The sequence below is a fragment of the Dyella thiooxydans genome, assembly GCF_001641285.1.
GTDB lineage: Bacteria > Pseudomonadota > Gammaproteobacteria > Xanthomonadales > Rhodanobacteraceae > Dyella_A > Dyella_A thiooxydans.
Map to the genome: position 1 here is coordinate 3,480,213 of NZ_CP014841.1, position 24,282 is coordinate 3,504,494.

Below are 24,282 nucleotides of genomic sequence, written 5' to 3' on the forward strand. Positions count from 1 at the left end.
GTTTCCATGAAGAAAAGAAAGGCCGGCCCCGAGGGGCCGGCCTTTTTCCTGCGCGCCTCCGGCGGGATCAGTGCACCGGTACCGCCTCGGCCAGGCCCTTCGCCAGCGCGCCGTCGATCAGCTCGGAGAGCTCGCGGCCGGCGCGGGCGGAGGCGGCCTGCTGGCGCTGGCCCAGCTCAGCCTGCTGCTTGCCGAGCTCGGCCTGCTGCTGCCCCAGTTCGGCCTGGCGTTTGCCGAGTTCGGCCTGGCGGGTCTGCAGGTCCTGCTCGCGGGCCTCCAGCGTGGCCATGCGCGAGGCCGCGTCGCGCTGACCGATCAGCGCGGCCCGCTGCATCGCCAGCTCGGCCTGCTGCTGACCGAGCGCGCCCTGTTGCGCGCCCAGCCCGCCCTGCCGTCCGCCCAGCTCACCCTGCTTGCCGCCGAGCTTGCCCTGCTCGCGGGCAAGCGTGGTGACCGGGGCATAGATCGCCCTGGCGCGGGCCAGGGTGGCGGCATCTCGGATCACGTAGGACTTGTCGCCGCGGCGCACCCACAGCATCGGCTCGCTGCCCTTGCGCAGGCGACGTGCGATGGCGATGTCGCCGCCGGTACCGCTCATCGTGACCGAGTCGCCGTCGAACAGCGCAAAGCCGTTCTGCGCGTGGTCGTCGGTATCGATGTCGATGTGGCTGTAGCCGCTGAAGGCGATGTTGTGCCCGGGAGGTGCCGGCGGTGCGGGTGGGGCGGGCGGCGCCGCGGGCGGCGGGGGTGGTGGCAGCGGTGCGGCGACCGGCGGCGGCGGGGGAGGAGTCGGCGGGGCCGGCGGCACCGGCATCGGCGCGGCATCCTGTCGGGCCAGGGCGGCGGGCGTGGCGGCGGCGACTGGTGCCGCGGCACTGGCCGGGCTGGCGGAGACGGCGGCGATGGCCAGCGAGGGCTCGGCCGCCGTGACGCGGTAGGGCACCACGCCGACGGCGGCGATCAGCGCCACCAGCAGCCACCCGCGCAGGCGGGAGGAGGGATCGGTCTGTTGCAGCATGGTCAGTCGCCTCTTCAGGTTCTCGAACGTGGGGGATGCACCGGCCAGGCCGGCGTGCAGGGGATGGCCCACGCCCAGGCGCAGCAGCAGCCGGCCGTAGGCCTGCGGGGCCGAGCCGGATTGCTGCAGCACCTGCGCATCGCAGGCCGCTTCGCGGTGCAGGGCGTACTCGCGCATCGCCCAGCGCACCAGCGGATGGAAGAAGAACAGCCGCTGCGCCAGCGCCGGCACCCAGGCCAGCCACAGGTCGCCGCGCCGCAGGTGGGCCAGTTCGTGGTCCAGCGCCATCGCGGTCTCGTCGAGGGAGAGTGCGTGCTCGGCAGGCAGCAGGATCGCCGGCCGCCAGGGTCCGACCACCTGCGGCGAGACGACCTGTGCGCTGGCGCGCAAGGCGGGAGCGCGGCGCAGCCCGAGTTCGCGGGCCCGTCGGGTGCACAGGGCCTGCAGGGCGGCATCGTCGAGCGGCATCGAATCTCGGCGCAGCGACCATGCCTCGTGCTGCTGGCGCATGGCGCGGGCCAGCAACAGCAGCAGGCCCGCGAGCCAGCACGCGGCGAGTTCGGCATGCCAGTGGCCACGCCCCGCGTCATCCGGGGAGCCGACCAGCACCGGGCTGTCCGTCGCGGCAGACACCATCAGCGGCAGACCCTCGGTGTTGACCGCGGATCGCACCACCGAGACGTGTGCCGGGACTTCCGCCGGCGCAGCGGCCAGCCATCGCAGCGGCACCGGGTTGAACCACAGCAGCCCCACCAGCAACTGCAGGCCGACCAGCCACCACAGCTGGCAGCGCACGGCGGCCGGCAACCGCGGCCGCAGGCGGATCACCAGGGCGACCGCGCCGATCAGCACGCAGGCCTGCAGCGAGCTCCAGACCAGGCGCTCCAGCAGGGCGGTCGCGAGACTCTCGAGGGGGGCCATGTCAGCGCTCCTTGCGCTGCGACTGCAACTGGGCGACCAGCGATTCCAGCTCGGCCAGTTCGTCGTCGCTGACCTCGGCGCGTTCGGACAGGTAGGCCACGAACGGCGACACCGAGCCGCTCAGGGTCTTCTCCACGAAGCTGCCGACCGCGCTGCGCATCGCCTCGGCCGGACCGGTGGCTGTGTCGTAGCGGTACATGCCCTTGAGCTGCCGGCGCTTGAGGTAACCCTTGCCACGCAGGCGTTCCATCATCGTCAGCACGGTGGAGCGGGCCAGGCCGCGCGATTCGCCGAAGTCGGCCGCGACCTCGCCGACGGAGGCGGCCGGGTGCTCGGCCAGGTAGTGCAGCAGCGCCAGTTCCTGGTCGCCGATCGTGGGCTTGCCCATGGCAGGGCTCCGTGTGACTACAGATGTAGTCAAGCTACGCCATGACTACATGTGTAGTCAACAGGTCCGCAGGCACGGGGTCGGGAAAAGAAAACGGGCGCCGCGAGGGCGCCCGTTTCCTTGACGACGGTGGTGCGATGGATCAGAACGTGTACTTCAGCGTCAGCATGGCCGACCAGCGCGAGACCACGCGGCTCGGGTCATAGAAGCCGCCGTCGTACACCTGCAGCTGCTGCGGCTGGTAGTTGCCGTTCTTGTCGGTCGGCAGGTTGTAGACGTACTGGCCCTGAGCGTTGACGCCGCCGTAGTTGACCAGCGTGCGGGTCGGGTAGATGCCGGTGTTGCGCTGCTGGCCCCAGTTCTTGTTCATCAGGTTGAGGAAGTTGTAGACGTCCAGGCGGACCTCACCCTTGTTGCCCTTGAACAGGCCCGGGATCTCCTGCGAGAAGCTCATGTCCAGCGTGGTCACCCACGGCGTGTGCGCGCCGTTGCGCGACGCGATCTGGCCGCGGTGATCCTTCAGGTACTTGTCGCCGGCGAGGAAATCCTGGAACTGCTGGATCTGCTGCGCGGTGGCGTTGCCGTAGCTGACCTTCGGATCGTTCGCGGTCGGGATGTACGCCGGATCCCAGCCGGAGATGCTGTCGCCGTTGGCGTCGTTGCCGAACACCCAGGTGTACGGGTTGCCGGTGCGGCCGTTGTAGAACATCGACACCTGCGTGGCGTAGTCGCCGAAGAAGTTGTGCCTCCAGTTCAGCGCCAGCTTGATGCTCTTGGCGGTGTTGTAGTTCGAGGTGGCGGCGACGTCGCTGTTCGGGTTCAGGCGCGCGATGCGCGAGTAGCCGGAGTAGGCGATGGTGTCGGCGCCCGGATCGACGTCGGTGGCGTGGTTGAGCGTCACGCTCGCGGTGCCGGACAGGCCGTCGGTGAACGGCTTGGTGACTGCCAGGGTGAAGCTGTCGGACTTGCCCTTGTGGGTGTTGGTCAGCAGCGTCGAGGCCGAGCTGAAGGCCAGGTTGCGGTTGGCCAGCGCGTCCTTCGAGGTCGGCGCCTCGCCCGGGGTCTTCCAGAACTGCTCGCGGCCGTCAGGCAGCACGCCGGTCGGTGCACCGAAGTTCACCGCCTGGTACAGGATGCCGTCGCGCACCTGGATGTGCTGGTACTCGGCCGACGCCACCAGGCCCCACCACGGCAGCTCGCGGTCGAGCGCCAGGCTCGCCTTCCACACGGTCGGCAGCTTGAAGTTCTTGTCGATCGTGTCGATCGAACCGGCGCCACCGCCGGCCGGGATGTTCTGGTTGAACGGATCGGCGCTGAACGCGGCGGTAGACGGATCGAACGAGGTGTACGAGAGCAGCGTGACGCCGTTGTTCTGGTACGGGTTGGTCATCCACACCGTCGGCGGCGAGGTCTGGAACAGGCCCACGCCACCGCGCAGCTGGGTCTTGTAGTCGCTGTCGAACGAGTAGTTGAAGCTCAGGCGCGGCTCGACCACGCGGTTGTGCGAACCGATGGTGTAGTTGTTCGGGTAGCCGAACGCCTGCTCGAACGCGGGGTTGTACACCGGCGCGTTGCTGGAGTGCGGGATGTCCACGCGCACGCCGTACTGCACCGACAGCTGCTCGTTGACCTGCCAGGTGTCCTGCAGGAACGGGCTGTACTGGCTGTAGGTCCACTTGCCGGCGATGTCGTTGAGCGTGTAGCCCGGCGCCGGGTGGTACAGGGTATAGGAGTTGTAGTTGCCGGCGGCAAAGTTGGTCAGGCCCCAGAACGTGTACACGCCGAACTCGGCCTGGCCGAACAGGTTGTTGATCTTGTTGCGCTGGTAGTCGATGCCGCCCTTGATGGTGTGGTCGCCGACGTAGTACGTGCCGGCCAGGAACACGCTGAGCTTCTTGGTATCGATGTGGTTGTAGTGGCGATAGCGCTCCTCGCCCAGGTTCACCGACGGACCCTTGCCGTCCGGCGACAGGTTCACGTTGACCGACGGCTGCTGGTACGGCGCGGTGGTGTCCTGCACGTACTTCTGGAAGCCGACCTTGGCCTCGGTGGAGAAGCTGTCCGACCAGTCGTCGAACACGTGGGCGACGTAATTGTTGGTGGTGATCTTCTTGGTGTAGGTGTAGCTGGACAGGCCGACGCTGCTGGCGCCGTTGCCGCCGACGGCCGGCAGCAGCTCGCGCGTGTTCTGGTAGGTGAAGCTGGCGCGGTGGTTGTCGGTGATGTTCCAGTCGATCTTGCCCAGGTAGCGCTTGTCGTCGTAGGTCAGGCCGGTGGAGCCGCCGAAGTTGCCCGGGGTCAGGCCCAGCGCGGTGGCGGTGTCGATCACCTTCTGCAGGTCGCCCGGCGACACCTTGTTGCTGGTGGACGCGCCGTCACCCAGCGAGGCGTCCAGGCCGTTGGCCGAATCGGCGCCGATGCCGGTGGTCTTCTCGTGCTCGGCCGAGACGAAGAAGAACAGCTTGTCCTTGATGATCGGGCCGCCGAAGGTCGCGCCGTAGGTCGCGTCCTTGTCGTAGCCGTTGTACTTGTAGCCCGGGTTGCTCGACGGCAGCCAGCCGGCGTCGCCGACCAGGTGGTTGGCATTGCGGTACGAGTAGTACAGCGAGCCGTGGTACTGGTTGGTGCCGGACTTGGTCACCGCGTTGACGTCGGCACCGACGGTGTCCGAGCTGACGTCGTAGTTGGCGGTGGAGATGTTGTACTCGGCGATGGTCTCCGGCGAGATCGCCGCCTTCTGGTACGGCAGGCCGTTGGCGTTCAGGCCGAACGGGTCGCCCTGGGTCACACCGTCCACGGCGATGTTGTTGTAGCGGTTGTTCATGCCGTTGGCGGAGATCGAACCCACGCCCTGGTCCAGCACGGTGATGCGCGGGTCGAGGCGGGCGACGTCGTCCACCGAGCGGTTGCCCTGCGGGGTGGCGGCCAGCTGCTGCTGCGAGATGTTGGTCGACAGGCCCTTGTTCTCGCTGGAGAAGGTCTGCGCCAGCGCCGAGGCGCTCACCGTCACGGCGGACAGGTTGCTCGCCTGCGCGGCGCTCGGGCCCATGCTCAGGTTGATCGACGAGGTCTGGCCCAGCTGCAGGAACACGTTGTCCTGCTCGGCGGCGGTCGAGCCACCCTTGTTCACCGTGATGTCGAACGGACCACCCACGCGCAGGCCCTGCGCGGCGTAGCGGCCGTCGGCGTCGGTGGTGACCGTCTTGGTGGTGCCGGACGGACGGTGGACGATGGTCACCGTGGCGTTGGCGACCGGCTGGCCGGCGGTGTCGAGCACGCGGCCGGCGACGCCGGAGGTGGTCACGTTCTGCGCCGAGGCGGTGCCGGCGGCGAGCAGGGTGGCGATGGCGACGGGCAGCAGCCGGCCGCGAAGGGTGGATTTCATCGGAAAGACCTCGGGTAGTGGGAAAACCGATGCGCCTCAGGCCTTTATCGGAGCCCAAGACGCGCAAACGCCGGGTCCCGGGGAGGGACTCGGCGTCTGTAACCACACAATTTTAACGATCTTTGTTACGCCCGGATATCACCCAGGTGTCGAAACATGCTGCGATCCGTTCAGAAAGCCATGTCGAACGCCACCTCGCCCGACACGCCGACCTGGTAGGCCGAGACCCGCCGTTCGAAGAAGTTGGTCACTTCCTGCACGTCCTGCAGGTCCATGAAGTCGAACGGGTTGCCCGCCCCGTACTTCTTCGGCAGGTCGAGCTGGGCCAGGCGCTGGTCGGCGCAGTACTCCAGGTACTGGCGCATGTCCTTCACCGACAGGCCGGCCACACCGCCGGAGAGCACGTCCTCGGCGAACTGGGTCTCGCAGGCGATGGCTTCCTCGAGCATTTGCTCGATCTGCATGCGCATGGCATCGTCGAACAGCTCGGGCTCTTCGGCGCGCACCGTGCGCACCACGTCGAAGGCGAAGGCCATGTGGCAGCTCTCGTCGCGGAACACCCAGTTGGTGCCCGAGGCCAGCCCGTGCAGCAGGCCCCGCGAACGCAGGAAGTACACGTAGGCGAACGCGGCGAAGAAGAACAGGCCCTCGATGCAGGCGGCGAAGCAGATCAGGTTGAGCAGGAACTGCCGGCGCTGCTCGCGCGTGTCCAGGCGGTCGAGCTGCTGGATCGAGTCGATCCACTTGAAGCAGAACGCGCCCTTGGCACGGATCGACAGGATGTTCTCGATCGCCGCGAACGCCTTGCTCCGCTCGGCCGGATCGGGGATGTAGGTATCCAGCAGGGTCAGGTAGAACTGCACGTGCAACGCTTCCTCGTAGAGCTGGCGCGACAGGTACATGCGCGCTTCCGGTGCGTTGATGTGCCGGTACAGGTTCAGCACCAGGTTGTTCGACACGATGGTGTCGCCGGTGGCGAAGAACGCCACCAGCCGATGGATCAGGTGGCGGTCGGCCGCGCTCATCTTCGAACGCAGGTCGGTGGTATCGAGCGAGAAATCCACCTCGTCCACCGTCCAGGTGTTCTTGATCGCGTTCTTGTACATCTCGTAGAACGCCGGGTAGCGCATCGGGCGCAGGGTGAGTTCGAAGCCTGGGTCGAGGAGGCGAGGAGTGAGTGAAGAGGAGTGAGAAGTGAGAGAGGATGTGCCGGACATGGAGGTGTTCCTATGCATTATCGGGAGACGGTGGTCTGGACGAGAGCCGTGCAGGCGGCGAAAGAGGTCTATCGGCTCGTACGGTTCCTTCCTCGGGAAGAGACCTATGGCATGCGGGTGCAGATGACGCGTGCGGCAGTGTCGGTGCCAAGCAACATCGCCGAAGGCTGGACGAGGGAATCGAAAGCAGAAAAGCGCCAGTTCCTCTCCGTTGCGCAAGGCTCGCTTGCCGAGTTGGAAACCCAACTGACCTTGTGTGAGGAGATTGGCTGGCTATCCGCCGAACAGACCGCGTCGCTCCGCGATTGCATCGACGAAACCAGCCGCATGCTCACCACCTTTCGCCAGCGATTGCGCCAGAAAGCGAAGGAGTGAGCGCCGGCTCTTGACCTCTCTCACTCCTCACTCCTCTTCACTCACTCCCCGCTCCTACTGGCAAGCCTCGCAGTACTCGGGGTTTTCCAGCGAGCAGAACACCGCCGCGGTGGCCTGGTCCTGTTCTGCGGGAGGTTCGGCCACCGCTTTCCCCGCACTCACCGTCGCCTTGGCGATCTTCGTCGCCGGCCGCGAGCGCAGGTAGTAGGTGGTCTTGATGCCGGCCTTCCACGCGAACATGTACATCGAGCTCAGCTGGCCGATGTTGGGGTTTTCCATGAACAGGTTCAGCGACTGGCTCTGGTCGATATACGCGCCGCGCGCGGCGGCCAGTTCGATCAGCGCTTTCTGCGGCAGCTCCCACACGGTGCGGTAGATCGTGCGCAGCCGCTCGGGGATCGCCGCGATGCCCTGGATCGAGCCTTCGGCCAGCTTGATCTGGTCGCGCACCTCGGCGGTCCACAGGCCCAGCGTCTTCAGTTCGTCGACCAGGTAGCGGTTCACCACCAGGAAGTCGCCGGACAGGGTCTCGCGCTTGAACAGGTTGGACACCTGCGGCTCGATGCATTCGTAGCAGCCGGCGATCGAGGCGATGGTGGCGGTGGGGGCGATGGCGACCAGCAGCGAGTTGCGCAGGCCGTGCGCCTTGACGCTCTCGCGCAGTGCCTCCCAGCGCGGCAACTCGTGCGGCTGCGCGTTCGGCCAGTAGTCGAACTGCAGCTCGCCGTTGGCCGCGCGGCTCTCGGCGAAGCCCGGGTGCGCGCCGTGCTCCATCGCCAGCTCGTTCGACTGGCTCAGCGCGTGGAAGTAGATCTCCTCGGCGATGCGCGTGGACAACGCCAGCGCCTCGGCCGAGTCGAACGGCAAGCGCAGTTTGAAGAACACGTCCTGCAGGCCCATCACGCCCAGCCCGACCGGGCGCCACTTCATGTTGGCGCTGCGTGCGGTGGCGATCGGGTAGAAGTTGAGGTCGATCACGCGGTCGAGCTGGCGCACCGCGGTGCGCACGGTGGCGGCGAGCTGCTCGAAGTCGAACGCGCCATCGACCACGTGCCGCGCCAGGTTCACCGAACCCAGGTTGCACACGGCGGTCTCGCCCGCCGAGGTCACTTCCAGGATCTCGGTGCACAGGTTGGACAGGTGGATCACGTTGTCCGGTTTGGCCGTCTGGTTGCTGGTGGCGTTGCAGCGGTCCTTGAAGGTCACCCAGCCGTTGCCGGTCTGCGCCAGCGTGCGCAGCATGCGCGCATACAGCTCGCGCGCCTTCACCGTCTTCACCGCCAGGCCCTCGGCTTCGGCGCTGCGGTAGGCGGCTTCGAAGGTCGCGCCCCAGCTGTCGACGAAGTGCGGCACCACTTTCGGGTCGAACAGCGACCAGTCGCCATCGGTCTCGACCCGGCGCATGAACTCGTCGGGAATCCAGTTGGCCAGGTTGAGGTTGTGCGTGCGGCGCGCCTCGTCGCCGGTGTTGTCGCGCAGCTCGAGGAATTCCTCGATGTCGGCGTGCCAGGGCTCCAGGTACACGCAGGCGGCGCCCTTGCGCTTGCCGCCCTGGTTCACTGCGGCGACCGAGGCGTCCAGCGTCTTCAGCCACGGCACCAGCCCGTTGGAGTGGCCGTTGGTGCCCTTGATCAGCGAGCCGCGCGAACGCACCCGCGAGTAGGCCAGGCCGATGCCGCCGGCGAACTTCGAGAGCTTGGCGACGTCGGCGTACTTGTCGTAGATCGACTCCAGCGAATCGACCGGCGAGTCGAGCAGGAAGCACGAGGACAGCTGCTCGTGGGTGGTGCCGGCGTTGAACAGCGTGGGCGAGCTGGCGATGTACTCCAGCGCCGACAGCAGCCGGTACAACTCCAGCGTTTCCGCGATATCGTTGCCGCCCAGCGCGCAGGCGATGCGCATGAAGAAATACTGCGGCGTCTCGATCACGTAGCGCTTCGTGGGATGGCGCAGGAGATACCGGTCGTACACCGTGCGCAGGCCGAAGTACTCGAAGCGGCGCGAGGCCAGCGGGTCGGTCGCGTCGTTGAGCTTGCGCGCGTTGAGCGCCACGAAATCGCGCAGGCGCTCGTTGAGGATGCCGACCTCGGCACCGTGGGCGATCGACTGCGAGAAGCTCTGGATCTCCTGTCCTGCCACTTCCTTGTCGATGAAGGCGGACAGCAGGCGCGCGGCGAGCTGGCCGTATTCGGGTTCCTCCGCAGTGAGCGCGGCGGCGGTGCGGATCGAGAGCTGGTCGAGCTCCTGCGTGGTGGCACCGTCGTACAGGCCGCCGATGGTCTTCAGCGCCACCCGCAGCGGATCGACCCCGTGCAGGCCGTCGGCGCTGCGGGTCACCGCCTTGACGATCTTGTTGACGTCGACGATCTCCTGGCCGCCGTTGCGCTTGGTCACGCGCATCTGGCCGGGGTTGTGCGGCGGGGTGAGGGCGAAATCGTCCGAGGCGTCACGGACGAAGGGCGCGGGCACGGCGTGCTCGCGGATCGCGGGTTCCAGGGTTTCCATGAAAGATGCTCCCGAGGAGGAATCCGCCGCGCCGGCCCGGGAGGGGTTGGGACGACGCGACGGTTCCGAAAACTCAAACGCCTGCTCCCGCGCGCAGGGCCTGAGGCTGAGGTTTCCTTGGGATACAACGCGTCGACATGCGGGCACGGCGGCCCGCCTGCGACGCGTCTCCCCGCGGAAACGGTCACCTGCGCCGGGTCGCGAGAGCATCGGCGCACCGCGTCTCACCGGACGCGACCGCCGGCCCATGGGGCCCGACGTGCTGGCAGGTCTTCGGACTCGCGGACCCGGGCCCGAAGGCCCACCTAGTCCCCCTCGCTTCCCAGGTGCTGCGACCCAGTGCATGTGAGGAGTTTCGTTTCCGCTTACCGCTGCGGGGCAGTTCCGGATTCGCACCGGATTCCCTTTTAAGCCCGACCGACAGCCGCGTCTGGTCGGGCACCAACGAGCGCAACATAGTGGGCTGATCCGGGGCGGTCAACCCCAGATATTGTGGACAAACCTGTGGAAAAGCCGGGCGACTCCTGTCCCCGCGGGGACTTGCCGGGGATCGACGGAGGCAGCGCGGCTCAGAACCGCCCGGCGGCCTGCAGCGCCTCGACTTCCTCGTCGGTGAACAGCCGCGAGCGGGTCAGGAAGCGCACGCCCTCGCCGTTCTCCAGCGAGAACATGCCGCCACGGCCCTCGACCACGTCGATGATCAGCTGGGTGTGCTTCCAGTACTCGTACTGCGAGGGGCTCATGTAGAACGGTGCGCCGGCGATCTCGCCCAATCGCACGTCGCGGTCGCCGACGATGAAGTCGTCCTGCGGGTAGCACATCGGCGAGGAGCCGTCGCAGCAGCCGCCAGACTGGTGGAACAGCAACGGCCCGTGCCGCTCGCGCAGCCGCTCGATCAGCGCCTCGGCGGCGGGTGTGGCGAGGACCTTGGCGATGTCGGTGGCGTGGGCGGGCATGGGGGTTCCTCCTCTCGAAGCGCGGCCTCAGAAGGTCAGCCGCGCGCCCAGCATGTAGCTGCGATCGGGGCCGGGCTCGAAGTAGCGGCCGTTGCCGTCGTTGACGATCACCGAGCCGACGTAGCGGCGGTCGGCCAGGTTGCTTATGCGGGCGCTGAGGTCGAGCCGGGTCGTTTCGCCGAGCGCGAAGGTGTAGCCGGCATCGACGTCGACCAGGGCGTAGCCGGCAGCACGATCGGTGCCGAAGTCGTTCACCACGACCGAGCCGACGCCGGTGAGCGTGATGCCCTCGCGCCAACCGGTGCCGCTGCCGTGCTCCAGCCGCAGCGAGCCATAGTCCTGTGGCACGCCGGGGATGCGCGAGCCGGCGGCGACCGGCGTGGTCGGCACCGTGCACGGCGAACCGGTGCAGGCGAGGTAGCCGTCCTGGAAGCGTGCACGCAGATGGGTGTAGCCGGCGCTGAGGCGCCAGTCCGGCGCCAGCTCGCCGGTGGCGGACAGCTCCACGCCCTCGCGGCGGGTGTGCCCGGCGTTGCGGTAGGTGGCGCGGCCGTTGGTGTTGTTGGCCACCGCCAATTCGTTGCGGGTGTCGGCGCGGAACAGCGCGGCGTCGAATTCCACCCCCTTCGTCGCCTGCCACTTCGCGCCCAGCTCGACGTTGTTGCTGCGCGCGGGCTTGAGGTCGAAGGCGAGGCCGGCCTGGCCATCGGAGCGGTAGCCCAGCTCGTTGTAGCTGGGCGTCTCGAAGCCGCGGCCGTAGCTGGCGTAGACGCGCAGCGCATCGGTGGCGCGGTACTGCAGGCCGACCACCGGCGTGGTCGCGCTGTAGTTCACATGGCCGCTGTCGTCCGGGTTGCTCGGGGTGATGTAGAAGTCGTGCTCGCTGAAGCGCACGGTGTCATGACGCAGGCCAAGCAGCAGTGCCCACTGCGGCACGAAGTGCCAGTAGAACTGCGCGTATTCGGCCACGTTGTTGACGTTGTCGTGCTCGTTGCGGCGCAGGGCACCCTTCACGCCAAGCGTGCTGCCGACGAAGTTCTCGTAGCCGGTGCGGCGCTGGATCTGGTAGTCGCCGCTGGCCCCGAGCACCGCCTCGTACATGCCGCCGCCGAGCTGGCCGCGATGGGTCCAGTGCGCGTCGGCGCCGCCATAGTTGGTGGCCGGTGCCACCACACCGCCGGACTGCAGCGGATTCTTCTGCACGAAGGTGGGGATGGACAGGTACTGGATGATGCTGCGGTAACCGTAGTACGCCATCGCACGCCACTGGTCGCTGGCGCTGAGTGTCTGCTCGTAGATCAGGCCGACCTGGTTCTGCTGCGCGCTCTTGCGGGTGTTGTAGGTCGCCGCCACCGCGGTGGCCTGGCGCGAGTCCTGCTCCATCTGCGCGCGGGTCAGGCCGAGCGGGTCCTGCGTATCCGGCTGGTTGATCCGGTTCAGCACCACGGTGAGCTTGCGCTGCTGGCCCAGGTCGATGCCGAACTTGGCGTTGTCCGATTCGCGGCGCACGCGGCTGTGCGCGCGGTAGCCGTCGGAGAGGAATTCCGACGCAGCGATGTTGTAGTCGACCGGGCCGACGGTGCCGCGGGTATCGGCCATGAAGCGGAAGCTGTCGTAGCTGCCGCCGTAGACGCCCAGCGTGGTCTGCGGGGTCGGCGTGCCGTCGGCGGTGTACAGCTGGATCACGCCGCCGGCGGCGTTGCCGTAGAGCACCGAGAACGGTCCGCGCAGCACTTCCACGCGGTCGGCCGAATCCAGGTTGAACTGCGACACCTGGCCCTGACCGTCGGGCAGGGTGGCTGGGATGCCGTCCATGAACACGCGGATGCTGCGCACGCCGAAGGTGGTGCGTGAACCGAAGCCGCGGATCGAGATCTGCTCGTCCTGCGCGTAGTTCTGTCGGTCGCGGGCGAGGATGCCGGGGACGCCGGCAAGCACCTCGGAGAAGTTCACTCCGGGCTGGCCGGCGTTGCCCGGATCGACATGGATCACGCTCAGCGCAGCCGGGACGTCGAACGGCGGGATATCCAGCCGGCTGGCGTTGACCTGGATCGCCGGCAGCGACGTGGCGTCATCGGTCGCGGCGGTCTGGGCGGCGGCCGGCGCGACCAGCGCGAACGCGAGGGCGATGGCCAGCGGCGCCATGGCGAGGCGGTACAGCGAGCCGACAGTCCCGGTCGGACGGCCCATCGATCCATGCATCACATCCATCTCCTCGTCTCGTGCGGAAAAGGGCGGGGCCGGGGGAGCATGCGCCTCCGGCCCGCCCTTCGGCCAGTCATTCGCCGTGATAGAGCAGCTTCACCTTCGAGTTCAGCGCCTCGTCGTAGGTGAGCTGCTGCGGCCCGGCGGGATAGCCGTTCTGCTGCAGCAGGAACGCCATGATCTGCACGTAATCGTCGTGCGCCAGGCTGCCCGGTTCGGTCGCCGGCATGTTGTGCACGAGGATGGTGAAGATGTCCCGCACGTGGAACTGCGCCTCTTCCGAGGCGAAGTTGGCGCCCTTCAATGCCGGGCCGGCGCGACCTTCCAGATGCGGACCGTGGCACACCGCGCAGTTTTCCTTGAACTTGGCCTGGCCGAGCTCGGCCTGGGCTGCGGTGTACAGCGCCGGCAGCGCGTCGTCGTCGTGGTGCGGCTTGCGATTACCCACCGGTTTGGGTGCGGTACCGGAGCAATGGCGCGCGACGCGGCGATCGCTCCGCTCCACGCGGGCGGCGCGGGCCAACGGACGCGAGGGTCCGACCGCCCCGGTGCGGGCGTACGGTGCCAACAGCTCGGCCAGGCGTCCGGAAGCCTGGATCGCGGTGATCGCCTGCTCGAAGGCGTCGGCCGCCGGCTGGTGCCGGGCGTCGTACAACGCCACCAGGTTGAAGTTGGCGTGCGGTTCGTGCAGCGGATGGATCTGCAGCCCGCTGTGCGCCCCCGCCCCGGCGAGATAGCGCCGTACCGTCGGCTCCCACAGCATCGCCGCGGGCACCTGGTGCCGGGCCAGCGCGCGCAGCGAGTCCTCGTCGCTCAGGCGCACGTCGGCGACCAGCTGGCGATGGTCGATGAAGTACAGGTTCGGCGTGGTCTGGTAGGTCACCGCCACATTGCTGCCGGCGGCGAGCTGGTCCAGCGTGGCGACGTGGCTGCCGGGCGGCGTCACCAGCACGAAGCCGGTGTGGCCGTAAGGCGTGCTGGCCTTCAGTCCGGGTGGCGCGCCGTGCGCGTCGGCGTCGATCGGAAAGCCGAGCACCAGATCGCAGCTGTGGCCGGCCAGCTTGTTGAAGTGATCGAGGTCGAAGCCGCCGTCGTCGCCGCTGCCGTCGAAGCGGTGGATCTGCAGCATGGCGTGCTCATGCTGCGCGACCGCTTGGGCCAGGCGGGTGTCCATGGCGGCGGTGGGACTGGAGCTGTCGATGCACACCGACAGGTCGGCGGCTGCCGCGGTGCCGCCGTACAGAAGTACGGCGGCGATCGCGACCAGCCACGCACGCGGGCGGGAATGGCGGGTCAGTTTCATCGTCAGGCGCTCCGGTTACAGCGAGAACACGTACAGGTGACCACCGACCGGGATGTTCATCACCGCCGGATCCTTCGCCATGTCGCCACCCCAGATCGGCGTGGCGCCGCCCCAGCCGGCGTAGACGCCGACGTACTGCTTGCCGTCGACCACCCAGGTGCTCGGTACGCCGATCACGCCGGAGGTCATTTCCGGGCTCTTCCACAGCACCTTGCCGGTCCTGGCGTCGAACGCCACCAGGTGCCCGTCGGCACTGCCGGAGAACACCAGGCCGCCGGCGGTGCTGAGCATGCCGCTGTTCCACGGCAGCGCGGACGGATAGCTCCACACCTGGTCGCCGGTGTTCACGTCGATCGCCTGCACCGAGCCCCACTGGCCCTTGTGCGCCGGGTCGGCGACCACCTTGAAGGTCTCGCCGAGGAACGGCAGGCCGGCCTTGTACGCCACCGTGGCGCCCTTGATGGTCATGCAGGTGTGCATGGTCGGCACGTAGGCGAGGTGGGTCTGCGGGTCGACCGAGATCGGCCACCAGTTCTTGCCGCCGAGGAAGCTCGGGCAGGTGAACACTTCCTTGTCGATGGTCGGGCGCAGGTTCGGGTCGGTCTCGGGCTTGCCGTCCTTGAAGCCGCTGACCGAGGTGGCGGTGGCGAACTTCTTGGCGTAGATCAGCTTGCCGTCGGTGCGGTCGATCGCATAGAACCATCCGTTGCGGCTGGCGGTGACCAGCGCCTTGTGCTGCTTGCCCTGGTAGTCGATGTCGGTGAGCACCGTCTCGTTGGTGCCGTCGTAGTCCCAGGTGTCGTTCGGCGTGTACTGGTAGTGCCACTTGATCTTGCCGGTGGCCGGGTTCATCGCGATCACCGAGTCGGTGTACAGGTTGTCGCCCGGGCGCAGGGTGGCCAGCCACGGGCCGGGGTTGCCCACGCCCCACAGCAGGGTGTCGGTGTCGGCGTCGTAGGTGCCGGTCAGCCAGGCGCCGCCGCCGCCGGTCTTGTAGGCGCCCTTCGGCCAGGTGTCGCCGCCCGGCTCGTTCGGTGCCGGAATCGTGTACTGCTTCCACACCGGCTTGCCGGTCTTCGCGTCCAGCGCCTCGATGAAGCCGCGCGCGCCGTACTCGCCGCCGGACAGGCCGACGATCACCTTGCCCTTGACCACCAGCGGCGCCAGCGTCATCGCCGTGCCCTTGTCGGCAGGGGCGAGCTGGTGCTTCCAGGCGATCTTGCCGGTGCGGCCGTCCAGCGCGACGACGTAGTTGTCCAGCGTGGCCATGTAGACGTCGTCGCCGTACAGCGCCACGCCGCGGTTCACCACGTCGCAGCACACGGTGCGCAGGCCGACGTGGGAGAGGTCGTGCTGGTACTTCCACAGCAGCTTGCCGGTGCTCGCCTGGAAGGCCAGCAGCTCGTCCTTGGGCGTGGTGATGAACATGAAGTCGCCATTGACCACCGGAGGGGCTTCATGGCCCTGGTCGAAGCCGGTCTTGTAGTCCCACACCTGTTTCAGGTGGGCGACGTTGGCGGTGTCGATCTGGGTGAACGGCGCGTAGCCGGAGCTGGTGTAGTCGCGCCGGTACATCAGCCAGCCGTTGTCGCTGGCCGCCGCCTTGAGCCGCGCGTCGGTGACGGGTGCATAGTGCTCGGCGGCCATGGCGCCCGCGCTCGTGGCCAGCAGGGCGGCGATCAGGGCGGTGCGGCGAAGATGTGCGATTCGCTTCATGTCGTGGGTCCTCGTGGCGGATGGTGCGGGTCAGAAAAAGACGATGCCGCCGACCGAACCGCCATTGAGGCGGGCGGTATGGCCGGCGAAATCCTTGGAGCGGGTCTGGCCGAGTTCGAAGGCCAGCGTCACGCTCTTGGTCAGCGCGTAGTACGCGCCGGCGGTGACGTTGCTGTTGGACTTGAAGCCGGCGGCGCTGGCGAGGTCGTCGCGGTTGCGGCTGAGGCCGTCGCTGAGGCCGAGCTTGAGCTTGTCGGTGACCGCGTAGGTGGCCTGCACCAGGTAGTTCACGCCCTTGGCGTTGCCCTGGTCGCCGTCGGTGAGGATGCCGATGCCGCGGCCGGCCTGGACGTTGCCGAGCAGGCTGAAGCCGCCGATGGCATAGGAGGCGCCGATCTCCGCGGCCGTCATGGTGAACTGCGCCGGCATCGCGCCGGTGCCGTCCTTGGCGTAGAAGCGCTGCGTCTTGCCGCCGATCCACGCCTTGAAGCCGCCGCTGGCGTAGCCGAGCTGCAGCTGCACCTGCGGCGCCGAGCGCGAGTCGTAGTTGCCGGTGTTGTCGACCGGGCTGAACACGCCACCGGTGAAGGTGAAACCGCTGGCGGTCGGCGAGGTGTAGACGATCTGGCCGTAGCTGCCCAGGTAGGTGTAGCCGGCGCCGATGTGGCCGAGCGTGACGCGGCCGCGCTGGGTGGCCTGGGTCGGCGCGCCGGCGCCCACCAGGGTCATGTCCGAGAGGATCGCGTTGGATCCGAACACGCCGTAGTCGCGGCCGAGCTTGACCGTGCCGAAGTCCGGCGTGCCCAGGGTGAAGAACGCCTGGCGCACGTCCACGCCGCTGTTGGCCGACAGCGCGTCGCCGGTGGCGGTGTGCGCCATGATGCCGATCTGCGCGCCGACGTCGATCCCTTCCTGTTGCGTGGTGAACTTGGTCACCAGTGCGTTCGGCAGCAGGCCGTTGCCGATCGTGGTGCGGTTCGGCTGGCCGCCGCAGCCCAGCGCACGGCCGGCCAGCGCGGTGCCGCCCACCGCATCGCCAGAACAGCTCACGGTGGTGTAGTACGCGTTGACGTAGCCGCTGATGTCGACGGTCCAGCTGTCGCCCTTGAACTCGGTCGCGCCGGCCGCCGCCGGTGCCGCGGCCAGACCCAGCGCCAGCCAGGCGGCGAGCCGCCCGCGACGCGGACCGGATCGACGCCGTCGGGCGTCGTGTTGCGATGGATGTGCCTTCATTGCCCCTCTCCCCTCGGTTGGTCGGCGGCGCGGTCGTGGCCGCCCGCCGTGATGCGGAGCCGGCGGATGCCGTGCTCCGTGCCTGCCGCCGTACCGGCCAGGGACAGGGCGCACGCTCCGGGCACGCCCGCGCGAAGCGGGCATGACGAGGCGAAAGCCCTCAGGTGCAATCCCTTCAGGTGGCGGCCGCTCCCCAGCGACCACCGGACCGATGAGGCGGCGGGGGACGGCCGCTACGGCCGTCCCCGGTGCTGCGTCAGAAGAAGCCGAGCTTCTTCGGCGAGTAGCTCACCAGCATGTTCTTGGTCTGCTGGTAGTGGTCGAGCATCATCCGGTGCGTCTCGCGACCGATGCCGGATTGCTTGTAGCCGCCGAACGCCGCGTGCGCGGGGTAGGCGTGGTAGCAGTTGGTCCACACGCGGCCGGCCTGGATCTCGCGACCGAAGCGGTAGCAGCGGTTGGCGTCGCGGCTCCACACGCCGGCGCCCAGGCCGTACAGCGTGTCGTTGGCGATCTCCAGCGCCTCGGCCTCGTTCTTGAAGGTGGTGACCGAGACCACCGGGCCGAAGATCTCTTCCTGGAACACGCGCATCTTGTTGTGGCCGTGGAACACGGTGGGCTGCACGTAGTAGCCCTCCTTCAGCTCGCCGCCGTGCTCGGCGCGCGCGCCGCCGGTGAGCACCTTGGCGCCTTCCTGCCGACCGATGTCGATGTAGGACAGGATCTTCTCCATCTGCTCGCCGGAGGCCTGCGCGCCGATCATCGTCGACGGGTCGAGCGGGTTGCCCAGCTTGATCGCCTGCACGCGCTTGACCGCGCGCTCCATGAAGCGGTCGAAGATCGACTCCTGCACCAGTGCGCGGCTCGGGCAGGTGCATACCTCGCCCTGGTTGAGCGCGAACATGGTGAAGCCTTCCAGCGCCTTGTCGAAGAAGTCGTCGTCCTCGCGCGCCACGTCGTCGAAGAAGATGTTCGGCGACTTGCCGCCCAGCTCCAGCGTCACCGGGATCAGGTTCTGGCTGGCGTACTGCATGATCAGCCGGCCGGTGGTGGTCTCGCCGGTGAAGGCGATCTTGGCGATGCGCGGGTTGGACGCCAGCGGCTTGCCGGCTTCCAGGCCGAAGCCGTTGACGATGTTGAGCACGCCGGCCGGCAGCAGGTCGCCGACCAGCTCGGCCCACACCAGGATGCTGGCCGGGGTCTGCTCGGCCGGCTTGAGCACCACGCAGTTGCCGGCGGCCAGCGCCGGGGCGAGTTTCCACGCGGCCATCAGCAGCGGGAAGTTCCACGGGATGATCTGGCCGACCACGCCCAGCGGTTCGTGGAAGTGGTAGGCGACGGTGTCGTGGTCGATCTCGCCGATGCTGCCTTCCTGCGCGCGGATGCAGCCGGCGAAGTAGCGGAAGTGGTCGATCGCCAGCGGCAGGTCGGCGGCTATGGTCTCGCGGATCGGCTTGCCGTTGTCCCAGGTCTCGGCGTGGGCGAGCAGGGCGAGGTTCTGCTCCATGCGGTCGGCGATGCGGTTGAGGATCAGCGCACGCTCGGCCACCGGGGTGCGACCCCAGGCGGTTTTGGCGGCGTGTGCGGCATCGATCGCGGCCTCGATGTCCGAGGCGTCGGAGCGGGCGATCTCGCAGAACGCCTTGCCGGTGATCGGCGTGATGTTCTCGAAATAGCGCCCGGCCTTGGGCGCGACCCACTGGCCGCCGATGAAGTTGTCGTAGCGCTGCTTGAAGGGGACCTGCACGGCGAGGTGTTGCTGTTCGAGCTTGGTCATGGCGCGGCTCCGTGGTGGGTGGATGGTGGATGAAGCAGAGCGAAAGCCGTGCCAGCCACCTGCCGCATGCGATCGATGTTGCGCCGTGCCAAAAGCCCGGGAGGCATGCGCGCTCGCGAAAATTTCCTGGTCGCTGCATCGCAGCAGCGCCGTTCACGAAGGTCGCGTTGCGCTCCGCAAGAGCGTGTGCTTTGTATCGGAACACACCTCGCAACAGGTGTCGCAGATTGCGACACACCGGAGTGTTCCATGCGACACAACGTGATGTCCGAATCGATCGATACCGCCCGCCGCCGCTTCTTCGACGATGGTGCCGCTCCGCGTGGACTGGTCTCGGACACCATCCTCGCCTCGTGGCGCCGCTGCCTGGAACAGGGCCTGGTGGCCAGCGCCAGGCCGAGCCTGATGCCGGTCGAGCGCCGCGCGCTGGGCGAGATGCAGGAGCGCCACGAGGCGCTGCGCCGGCTGTGCCGTCCCGAGCTGGAAGCGCTGTATGCGAGCGCCAACCAGGCCGGCTCGATCGTGGTGCTGACCGCGCCGGACGGCTTCATCCTCGATGCGCTGGGCGACCCGGATTTCCTCGACAAGGCCGCGCGCGTGTCGTTGCGACCGGGCGTGCCGTGGAGCGAGCAGTCCACCGGCACCAACGCGATCGGCACCGCGCTGGTCGAGCGGCGTTCGGTCGAGGTGCGCGGTGCCGAGCACTACTACGCGCCGCATCGTGTGCTGAGCTGCTCGGCCTCGCCGATCTTCGATCCGCAGGGCCGGGTGGTCGGCGTGCTCGACTTGTCCGGCCACGCCTCGGTGCATCACCTGCACGCGCTGGGCATGGTGCAGCTGGCGGTGGAGCAGATCGAGCACCGCCTGTTCGAGTGCGCCTTCGACGGCGCCGACATCGTGCGCATCCAGCCGGACCCCGCACTGATCGGCACCGCGCGCGAAGGCATGCTGGTGTTCGAGGGGCATCGTCTCGCCGCGGCCAACCGCCACGCACTGCGCCTGCTCGGGCTGGACTGGAGCGAGCTGGGCAAGCGCCGCTACGACGAGCTGTTCGCCTCGGCCCTGCCGGTGCCCGGCAGCGTCGCCAGCATGCGCTGCCAGACCGGCGACATGGTGCACGCACGGCGCGATCCGCAGCGCTCGCGCATCGTCGTACCGGGCACCGTGCGCTCTCCCCGCGAACCCTCGCCGCCGAAGCAGGCTATCCGCCCGTTGCGCGCACCGGCGACGGTGTTCGATGCGCAACTGGATGCCGCGATCGAACGCCAGGTGCGCCTGCTCGATGCCGACATCACCGTGCTGCTGCAGGGCGAAACCGGCACCGGCAAGGAAGTGGTGGCGCGCGAGCTGCATCGTCGCAGCTCACGCGCCGACGCCCCCTTCGTGGCGGTGAACTGCGCCTCGCTGCCGGAAGCGCTGATCGAGTCGGAGCTGTTCGGCCATCTGCCCGGCGCGTTCACCGGTGCCCGCCGCGAGGGCGCGCCGGGCCTGCTGCGCGAGGCGCACGGCGGCGTGCTGTTCCTGGACGAGCTGGGCGACATGCCGCTGTCGCTGCAGAGCCGGCTGCTGCGCGTGCTGCAGGAGCGCGAGGTGACGCCGCTCGGTGGCGGTCGCGCGCACGCCATCGACGTGCGGGTGATCGCCGCCACCCATCGCCAGCTGCAGCAGTCGGTGGACCGCGGCGAGTTCCGTGCCGACCTGTATTTCCGTGTGGCGCAGTCGGTGCTGCACCTGCCGCCGCTGCGCGAGCACCCGGACGTGGCCGACACCGTACGCCGCCTGTGGGCCGCGCTGGGCGCCGAGCAGGTGCCGATGCGGCTGGCGCCGGACCTGGTGCGCGAGCTGGCCGCCCGGCGCTGGCCGGGCAACGTGCGCGAGCTGGTCGGGGTGCTGCGCAGCCTGATGGCACTCGGCACGGTGGGCGCCACGCTGACGGTGGACGACCTGCCCGATGGCTGGCGCCGCCCGGCAGCCGATGCATCGGCGTCATCTGCGTTCACCGCCGGCCCGGTCGCCGGCAACCTGCACGATCTGGAGGCACAGGCGATCGACCAGGTGCTCGCTGCCTGCCGCGGCAACATGGCCGCGGCGGCACGCAAGCTCGGCATCAGCCGCAGCACGCTGTACCGGCGGCTGGAAGCGCGCCAGCGCGGCGAATGACTCAGTGGGTGATGCTGACGTCGATCTCGATCGGGTAGGGCTTCGGGTCCTTCGGCGGCGCCGGCAGCGTCCAGCCCGCGAACTGCCCGGCCAGGCAGGTGGCCAGCACCGTCGCCGGCTGCACGTCCACCCGGACCGGATGGCCGTCGGCCTGGACGTCGGCGACCAGGGTGAACGGTGATTTGTCCACGTTGCGGTGGTGCGCGATGCAGCCCTTCAGCGCGTCGGTCATCGGGTCGCCGATCTTCGCCCACAGCGCCTTCTGGTAGGGCGCGCCGGTCGCGGCCGCCTCGGCCAGCCGGCCCTGCACGATGCGGTCGTGGAAATCCTCGGCGGGGGCAGCGGCAGCCCCGGGGGCCATCAGCAACGCGAGGGCAAGCAGGTTTGGCATGATCGGTCCGTGGGTCGACTCGGCCGCCAGACGGTAGCACCGCCGTCGCTTCCGGTGCAGCGCCACGCCATCCGATGGAATCAAGCATGCAAGCTTCGCCCAGTCACGTCGCCGGCCCCACCGAACAACCCCTGCTGCAGGACACCGTCGGCGGTCTGCTGGCGCGCATCGCCCGGCGGTGGCCGGATCGTCCGGCGCTGGTGGTGCGCGGCCAGCAGATACGGCTGGACTACCGTGGCCTGCATGCCGAAGTGGAGCGGGTCGCCGCCGCGCTGCTCGCGCTGGGCCTGGCGCCGGGCGAGCGCATCGGCATCTGGGCGCCGAACCGCGCCGAGTGGGTGATCCTGCAGTTCGCCGCGCCGATGGCCGGGCTGGTGCTGGTGAACATCAATCCGGCCTATCGCGCGCACGAACTGGCCTACGCGCTCAATCACGTCGACTGCCGCGCACTGGTGCTGCCGCGGCGGTTCAAGACCTCGCACTACCTGGATGTGCTGATCGAGCTGGCGCCCGAGCTGGGCGATGCGCCCGCCGGCCAGCTGCACGCGGAGCGGGTGCCGGGTCTGCGCGAGGTGATCGTGCTGGACGACGAGCCCGTCCCCGGCGCGCGTCGCTGGACCAAGCTGGCGGCCGACGACGCGGCGATGGCCCATCTGCGTGCCGTACAGGCCACGTTGTCGGCGGACGACGCGGTGAACATCCAGTTCACCTCCGGCACCACCGGCGCGCCAAAGGGCGCCACGCTGACCCATCGCAACATCGTCAACAACGGCTGGTTCGTCGGCGAGGCGATGCGGCTGACCGAGCACGACCGGCTGTGCATCCCGGTGCCGTTCTACCACTGCTTCGGCATGGTGCTTGGCAACCTGGCCTGCGTCACGCACGGCGCCTGCATGGTGATCCCCGGCGAGGGCTTCGACGCGCTGGCGACGCTGGAGACGGTGGCGGAGGAGCGCTGCACCGGCCTGCACGGCGTGCCGACCATGTTCATCGCCGAGCTGGCGCATCCGCGCTTCGCCGAGTTCGACCTGTCGAGCCTGCGCACCGGCATCATGGCCGGCTCGCCCTGCCCGGTGGAGGTGATGCGCCAGGTGGTCGAGCGCATGCACATGGCCGAGGTGACCATCGCCTACGGCATGACCGAGACCAGCCCGGTGAGCTTCCAGACCGTGCCGGACGATCCGCTGGAGCGGCGCGTGGACAGCGTCGGGCGGATCCATCCGCACCTGGAGGTGAAGCTGGTCGACGAGGCCGGCGCCACCGTGCCGCGCGGTGACACCGGCGAGCTGTGCACGCGCGGCTACTCGGTGATGCGCGGCTACTGGAACGACGAGGCGAACACGCGCACGGCGATCGACGCCGAGGGCTGGATGCACACCGGCGACCTGGCCACGCTCGACGCCGACGGCTACTGCCGTATCGTCGGGCGGCTGAAGGACATGATCATCCGCGGCGGCGAGAACATCTATCCGCGCGAGATCGAGGAATTCCTCTACACGCATCCCAAGGTGCTCGACGTGCAGGTGTTCGGCGTGCCCGACGCGAAGTTCGGCGAGCAGGCCTGTGCCTGGGTGAAGCTGCGCGAGGGCGTGCAGGCGACCGAGGCGGAGATCCAGGACTACTGTCGCCACCACCTCGCCTACTTCAAGGTGCCGCACTACGTGCGCTTCGTCGACGCGTTCCCGATGACGGTCACCGGCAAGGTGCAGAAGTACCTGATGCGCGAGGCGATGGCCGCCGAACTGGCGGCGCGCCGGGACTGACCTCGGCGCTTCCGGATCAGAGGCTTCCCAGCCGGCCGGCCTCGTAGTCGCGTACCACGCGCATCACGTCCTGGCGCGTGTTCATCACGAACGGACCGTGCTGCACCACCGGCTCGTGGATCGCCATGCCGGCCACGACCACCAGGTGCGAACGTGTGCCGACGCCGCGGATGCGCAGGCACACATCGTCGCTGGTTGCCGTCGCGATCACCGCGGTGGTGGCCGGCAGGGCACGTGTGGCGGCGCCGTCGGCGGCGACGGCCAGTTCACCCGAGACGGCATAGCACCAGGCGTTCCAGCCTGCCGGCAGCTCCAGCGGGAAGCTCGCGCCGCCGTCGATGCGGCCGTCCAGGACCAGCATCGGCTGCGGCAGCACCAGCTCCAGCGGAGAGACCTGCTCGCCGAAGCGCCCCGCGAGCAGGCGCATGCGGGTGCCGGGCAGAACCAGTTGCGGCACATCGGCCGCGGCCAGGTGGAAGCTGGCCGGCGCCTGCTGCTTGAGCGCCGCGGGCGAATTGACCAGCAGCTGCAGGGCATCCAGTGAAAGGGTGTCGTCGCCGGCCGACGCGCGGCGCACCAGGCCCCGGCCGGCGAAAGTCCAGTGCAGGTCGCCCGGACGGATCGTCTGCCGCGCTCCGGTGCTGTCCTCGGTCTCGATCGCGCCCTGCGCGTGCTCGAACAGCAGCGTCGCCACCGACAGCCCCGCGTGGGGAGCCGGCTGGCCGTCCGGACCGGCCGACTGCACGTGGTCGACCACCAGCAGCGGCGACATGTCGCGATCGAAGGCATCGTGGCGGAACTGCCGCAGCCGCCCGTCGGCGCCAGCCGGGTGCACCCGTGGGCGCAGCGGGCGCGAGAACACCTGGTCGCGCGGGGGCGGAGTGTCTGACATGGGGGGGCGGGAGCGTAGGGGGAGTGCGGGCATGCCGCACTTTGACGGGATGGCGGCCTTCGGGCTGTGGCACCGGT

General features: G+C 68.7%; 16 protein-coding genes and 1 riboswitch. Of the genes, 3 read left to right on the forward strand and 13 right to left on the reverse strand.

What is annotated here, in order from left to right; translation table 11 throughout:
• Positions 1-67 precede the first annotated feature (67 nt).
• The 4 genes from ATSB10_RS19810 to ATSB10_RS15700 all read right to left on the reverse strand — a co-directional run bounded on the left by ATSB10_RS19810 (position 68) and on the right by ATSB10_RS15700 (position 6,929).
• On the reverse strand, positions 68-1,939 hold the full coding sequence (locus ATSB10_RS19810) for a M56 family metallopeptidase (RefSeq protein WP_063673673.1): 1,872 nt from the start codon (positions 1,937-1,939) through the stop codon (positions 68-70).
• Position 1,940: 1 nt separating this feature from the next.
• Entirely contained in the window at positions 1,941-2,327 is a 387-nt protein-coding gene (locus ATSB10_RS15690; protein ID WP_063673674.1) for a BlaI/MecI/CopY family transcriptional regulator, read from the reverse strand.
• A 142-nt stretch (positions 2,328-2,469) separates the two neighbouring features.
• A complete protein-coding gene (locus ATSB10_RS15695; RefSeq protein ID WP_063673675.1) occupies positions 2,470-5,712 on the reverse strand; it encodes a TonB-dependent receptor in 3,243 nt (1,080 codons plus the stop codon).
• A 170-nt stretch (positions 5,713-5,882) separates the two neighbouring features.
• Positions 5,883-6,929: a ribonucleotide-diphosphate reductase subunit beta gene (locus tag ATSB10_RS15700; RefSeq protein WP_063673676.1), complete on the reverse strand. Its 1,047-nt coding sequence runs from the start codon at positions 6,927-6,929 to the stop codon at positions 5,883-5,885.
• Between the two features lie 12 nt (positions 6,930-6,941).
• Here ATSB10_RS15700 and ATSB10_RS15705 point away from each other — a divergent pair, with 12 nt between their 5' ends.
• Positions 6,942-7,304: a four helix bundle protein gene (locus tag ATSB10_RS15705; RefSeq protein ID WP_063673677.1), complete on the forward strand. Its 363-nt coding sequence runs from the start codon at positions 6,942-6,944 to the stop codon at positions 7,302-7,304.
• A gap of 54 nt (positions 7,305-7,358) precedes the next feature.
• On the opposite strand, the gene ATSB10_RS15710 is transcribed toward ATSB10_RS15705, so the two are convergent.
• The 7 genes from ATSB10_RS15710 to adh all read right to left on the reverse strand — a co-directional run bounded on the left by ATSB10_RS15710 (position 7,359) and on the right by adh (position 18,999).
• The gene (locus ATSB10_RS15710; protein ID WP_063673678.1) at positions 7,359-9,809 is read right to left on the reverse strand and encodes a ribonucleoside-diphosphate reductase subunit alpha; all 2,451 of its coding nucleotides are present in this window, start codon (positions 9,807-9,809) and stop codon (positions 7,359-7,361) included.
• 247 nt (positions 9,810-10,056) lie between these two features.
• Positions 10,057-10,270, reverse strand: a riboswitch (cobalamin riboswitch).
• Positions 10,271-10,378: 108 nt separating this feature from the next.
• Positions 10,379-10,765 (reverse strand): DUF779 domain-containing protein, encoded by a 387-nt coding sequence (locus ATSB10_RS15715; RefSeq protein ID WP_063673679.1) that lies wholly within the window; start codon positions 10,763-10,765, stop codon positions 10,379-10,381.
• Positions 10,766-10,792: 27 nt separating this feature from the next.
• A complete protein-coding gene (locus ATSB10_RS15720) occupies positions 10,793-12,925 on the reverse strand; it encodes a TonB-dependent receptor family protein (protein WP_425478206.1) in 2,133 nt (710 codons plus the stop codon).
• Positions 12,926-13,043: 118 nt separating this feature from the next.
• Positions 13,044-14,273, reverse strand: a complete 1,230-nt coding sequence (locus ATSB10_RS15725) for a c-type cytochrome (RefSeq protein ID WP_063673680.1) — start codon at positions 14,271-14,273, stop codon at positions 13,044-13,046.
• A 15-nt stretch (positions 14,274-14,288) separates the two neighbouring features.
• Positions 14,289-15,989 (reverse strand): methanol/ethanol family PQQ-dependent dehydrogenase, encoded by a 1,701-nt coding sequence (locus tag ATSB10_RS15730; protein ID WP_063673681.1) that lies wholly within the window; start codon positions 15,987-15,989, stop codon positions 14,289-14,291.
• Between the two features lie 30 nt (positions 15,990-16,019).
• On the reverse strand, positions 16,020-17,222 hold the full coding sequence (locus ATSB10_RS15735) for a porin (protein WP_063673682.1): 1,203 nt from the start codon (positions 17,220-17,222) through the stop codon (positions 16,020-16,022).
• Between the two features lie 256 nt (positions 17,223-17,478).
• Positions 17,479-18,999, reverse strand: coding sequence for an aldehyde dehydrogenase (gene adh, locus ATSB10_RS15740; RefSeq protein WP_063673683.1), 1,521 nt, complete (start codon positions 18,997-18,999; stop codon positions 17,479-17,481).
• Between the two features lie 249 nt (positions 19,000-19,248).
• On the opposite strand from adh, the gene ATSB10_RS15745 reads away from it, so the two are divergent.
• Positions 19,249-21,159, forward strand: a complete 1,911-nt coding sequence (locus tag ATSB10_RS15745; protein WP_063673684.1) for a sigma-54-dependent Fis family transcriptional regulator — start codon at positions 19,249-19,251, stop codon at positions 21,157-21,159.
• Position 21,160: 1 nt separating this feature from the next.
• Here the strand turns inward: ATSB10_RS15745 and ATSB10_RS15750 are convergent, their stop codons facing one another.
• Positions 21,161-21,550, reverse strand: coding sequence for a hypothetical protein (locus ATSB10_RS15750; RefSeq protein WP_063674535.1), 390 nt, complete (start codon positions 21,548-21,550; stop codon positions 21,161-21,163).
• 86 nt (positions 21,551-21,636) lie between these two features.
• Between ATSB10_RS15750 and ATSB10_RS15755 the strand changes: the two genes are divergently transcribed.
• On the forward strand, positions 21,637-23,313 hold the full coding sequence (locus ATSB10_RS15755; protein ID WP_063673685.1) for an AMP-binding protein: 1,677 nt from the start codon (positions 21,637-21,639) through the stop codon (positions 23,311-23,313).
• A 16-nt stretch (positions 23,314-23,329) separates the two neighbouring features.
• On the opposite strand, the gene ATSB10_RS15760 is transcribed toward ATSB10_RS15755, so the two are convergent.
• Positions 23,330-24,205 (reverse strand): pirin family protein, encoded by an 876-nt coding sequence (locus ATSB10_RS15760; protein ID WP_063673686.1) that lies wholly within the window; start codon positions 24,203-24,205, stop codon positions 23,330-23,332.
• Positions 24,206-24,282 lie beyond the last annotated feature (77 nt).

What these genes read in the sequence shown, in the direction of transcription:
- ATSB10_RS15710 (WP_063673678.1), bottom strand. Translation starts at nt 9,809, where the DNA reads ATGGAAACCCTGGAACCCGCGATCCGCGAGCACGCCGTGCCCGCGCCC.
- adh (WP_063673683.1), bottom strand. Translation starts at nt 18,999, where the DNA reads ATGACCAAGCTCGAACAGCAACACCTCGCCGTGCAGGTCCCCTTCAAG.
- ATSB10_RS15760 (WP_063673686.1), bottom strand. Translation starts at nt 24,205, where the DNA reads ATGTCAGACACTCCGCCCCCGCGCGACCAGGTGTTCTCGCGCCCGCTG.
- ATSB10_RS15755 (WP_063673685.1), top strand. Translation starts at nt 21,637, where the DNA reads ATGCAAGCTTCGCCCAGTCACGTCGCCGGCCCCACCGAACAACCCCTG.
- ATSB10_RS15735 (WP_063673682.1), bottom strand. Translation starts at nt 17,222, where the DNA reads ATGAAGGCACATCCATCGCAACACGACGCCCGACGGCGTCGATCCGGT.
- ATSB10_RS15690 (WP_063673674.1), bottom strand. Translation starts at nt 2,327, where the DNA reads ATGGGCAAGCCCACGATCGGCGACCAGGAACTGGCGCTGCTGCACTAC.
- ATSB10_RS15700 (WP_063673676.1), bottom strand. Translation starts at nt 6,929, where the DNA reads ATGTCCGGCACATCCTCTCTCACTTCTCACTCCTCTTCACTCACTCCT.
- ATSB10_RS15730 (WP_063673681.1), bottom strand. Translation starts at nt 15,989, where the DNA reads ATGAAGCGAATCGCACATCTTCGCCGCACCGCCCTGATCGCCGCCCTG.
- ATSB10_RS15715 (WP_063673679.1), bottom strand. Translation starts at nt 10,765, where the DNA reads ATGCCCGCCCACGCCACCGACATCGCCAAGGTCCTCGCCACACCCGCC.
- ATSB10_RS15745 (WP_063673684.1), top strand. Translation starts at nt 19,249, where the DNA reads ATGCGACACAACGTGATGTCCGAATCGATCGATACCGCCCGCCGCCGC.
- ATSB10_RS15705 (WP_063673677.1), top strand. Translation starts at nt 6,942, where the DNA reads ATGCATTATCGGGAGACGGTGGTCTGGACGAGAGCCGTGCAGGCGGCG.
- ATSB10_RS19810 (WP_063673673.1), bottom strand. Translation starts at nt 1,939, where the DNA reads ATGGCCCCCCTCGAGAGTCTCGCGACCGCCCTGCTGGAGCGCCTGGTC.
- ATSB10_RS15750 (WP_063674535.1), bottom strand. Translation starts at nt 21,550, where the DNA reads ATGCCAAACCTGCTTGCCCTCGCGTTGCTGATGGCCCCCGGGGCTGCC.
- ATSB10_RS15695 (WP_063673675.1), bottom strand. Translation starts at nt 5,712, where the DNA reads ATGAAATCCACCCTTCGCGGCCGGCTGCTGCCCGTCGCCATCGCCACC.
- ATSB10_RS15725 (WP_063673680.1), bottom strand. Translation starts at nt 14,273, where the DNA reads ATGAAACTGACCCGCCATTCCCGCCCGCGTGCGTGGCTGGTCGCGATC.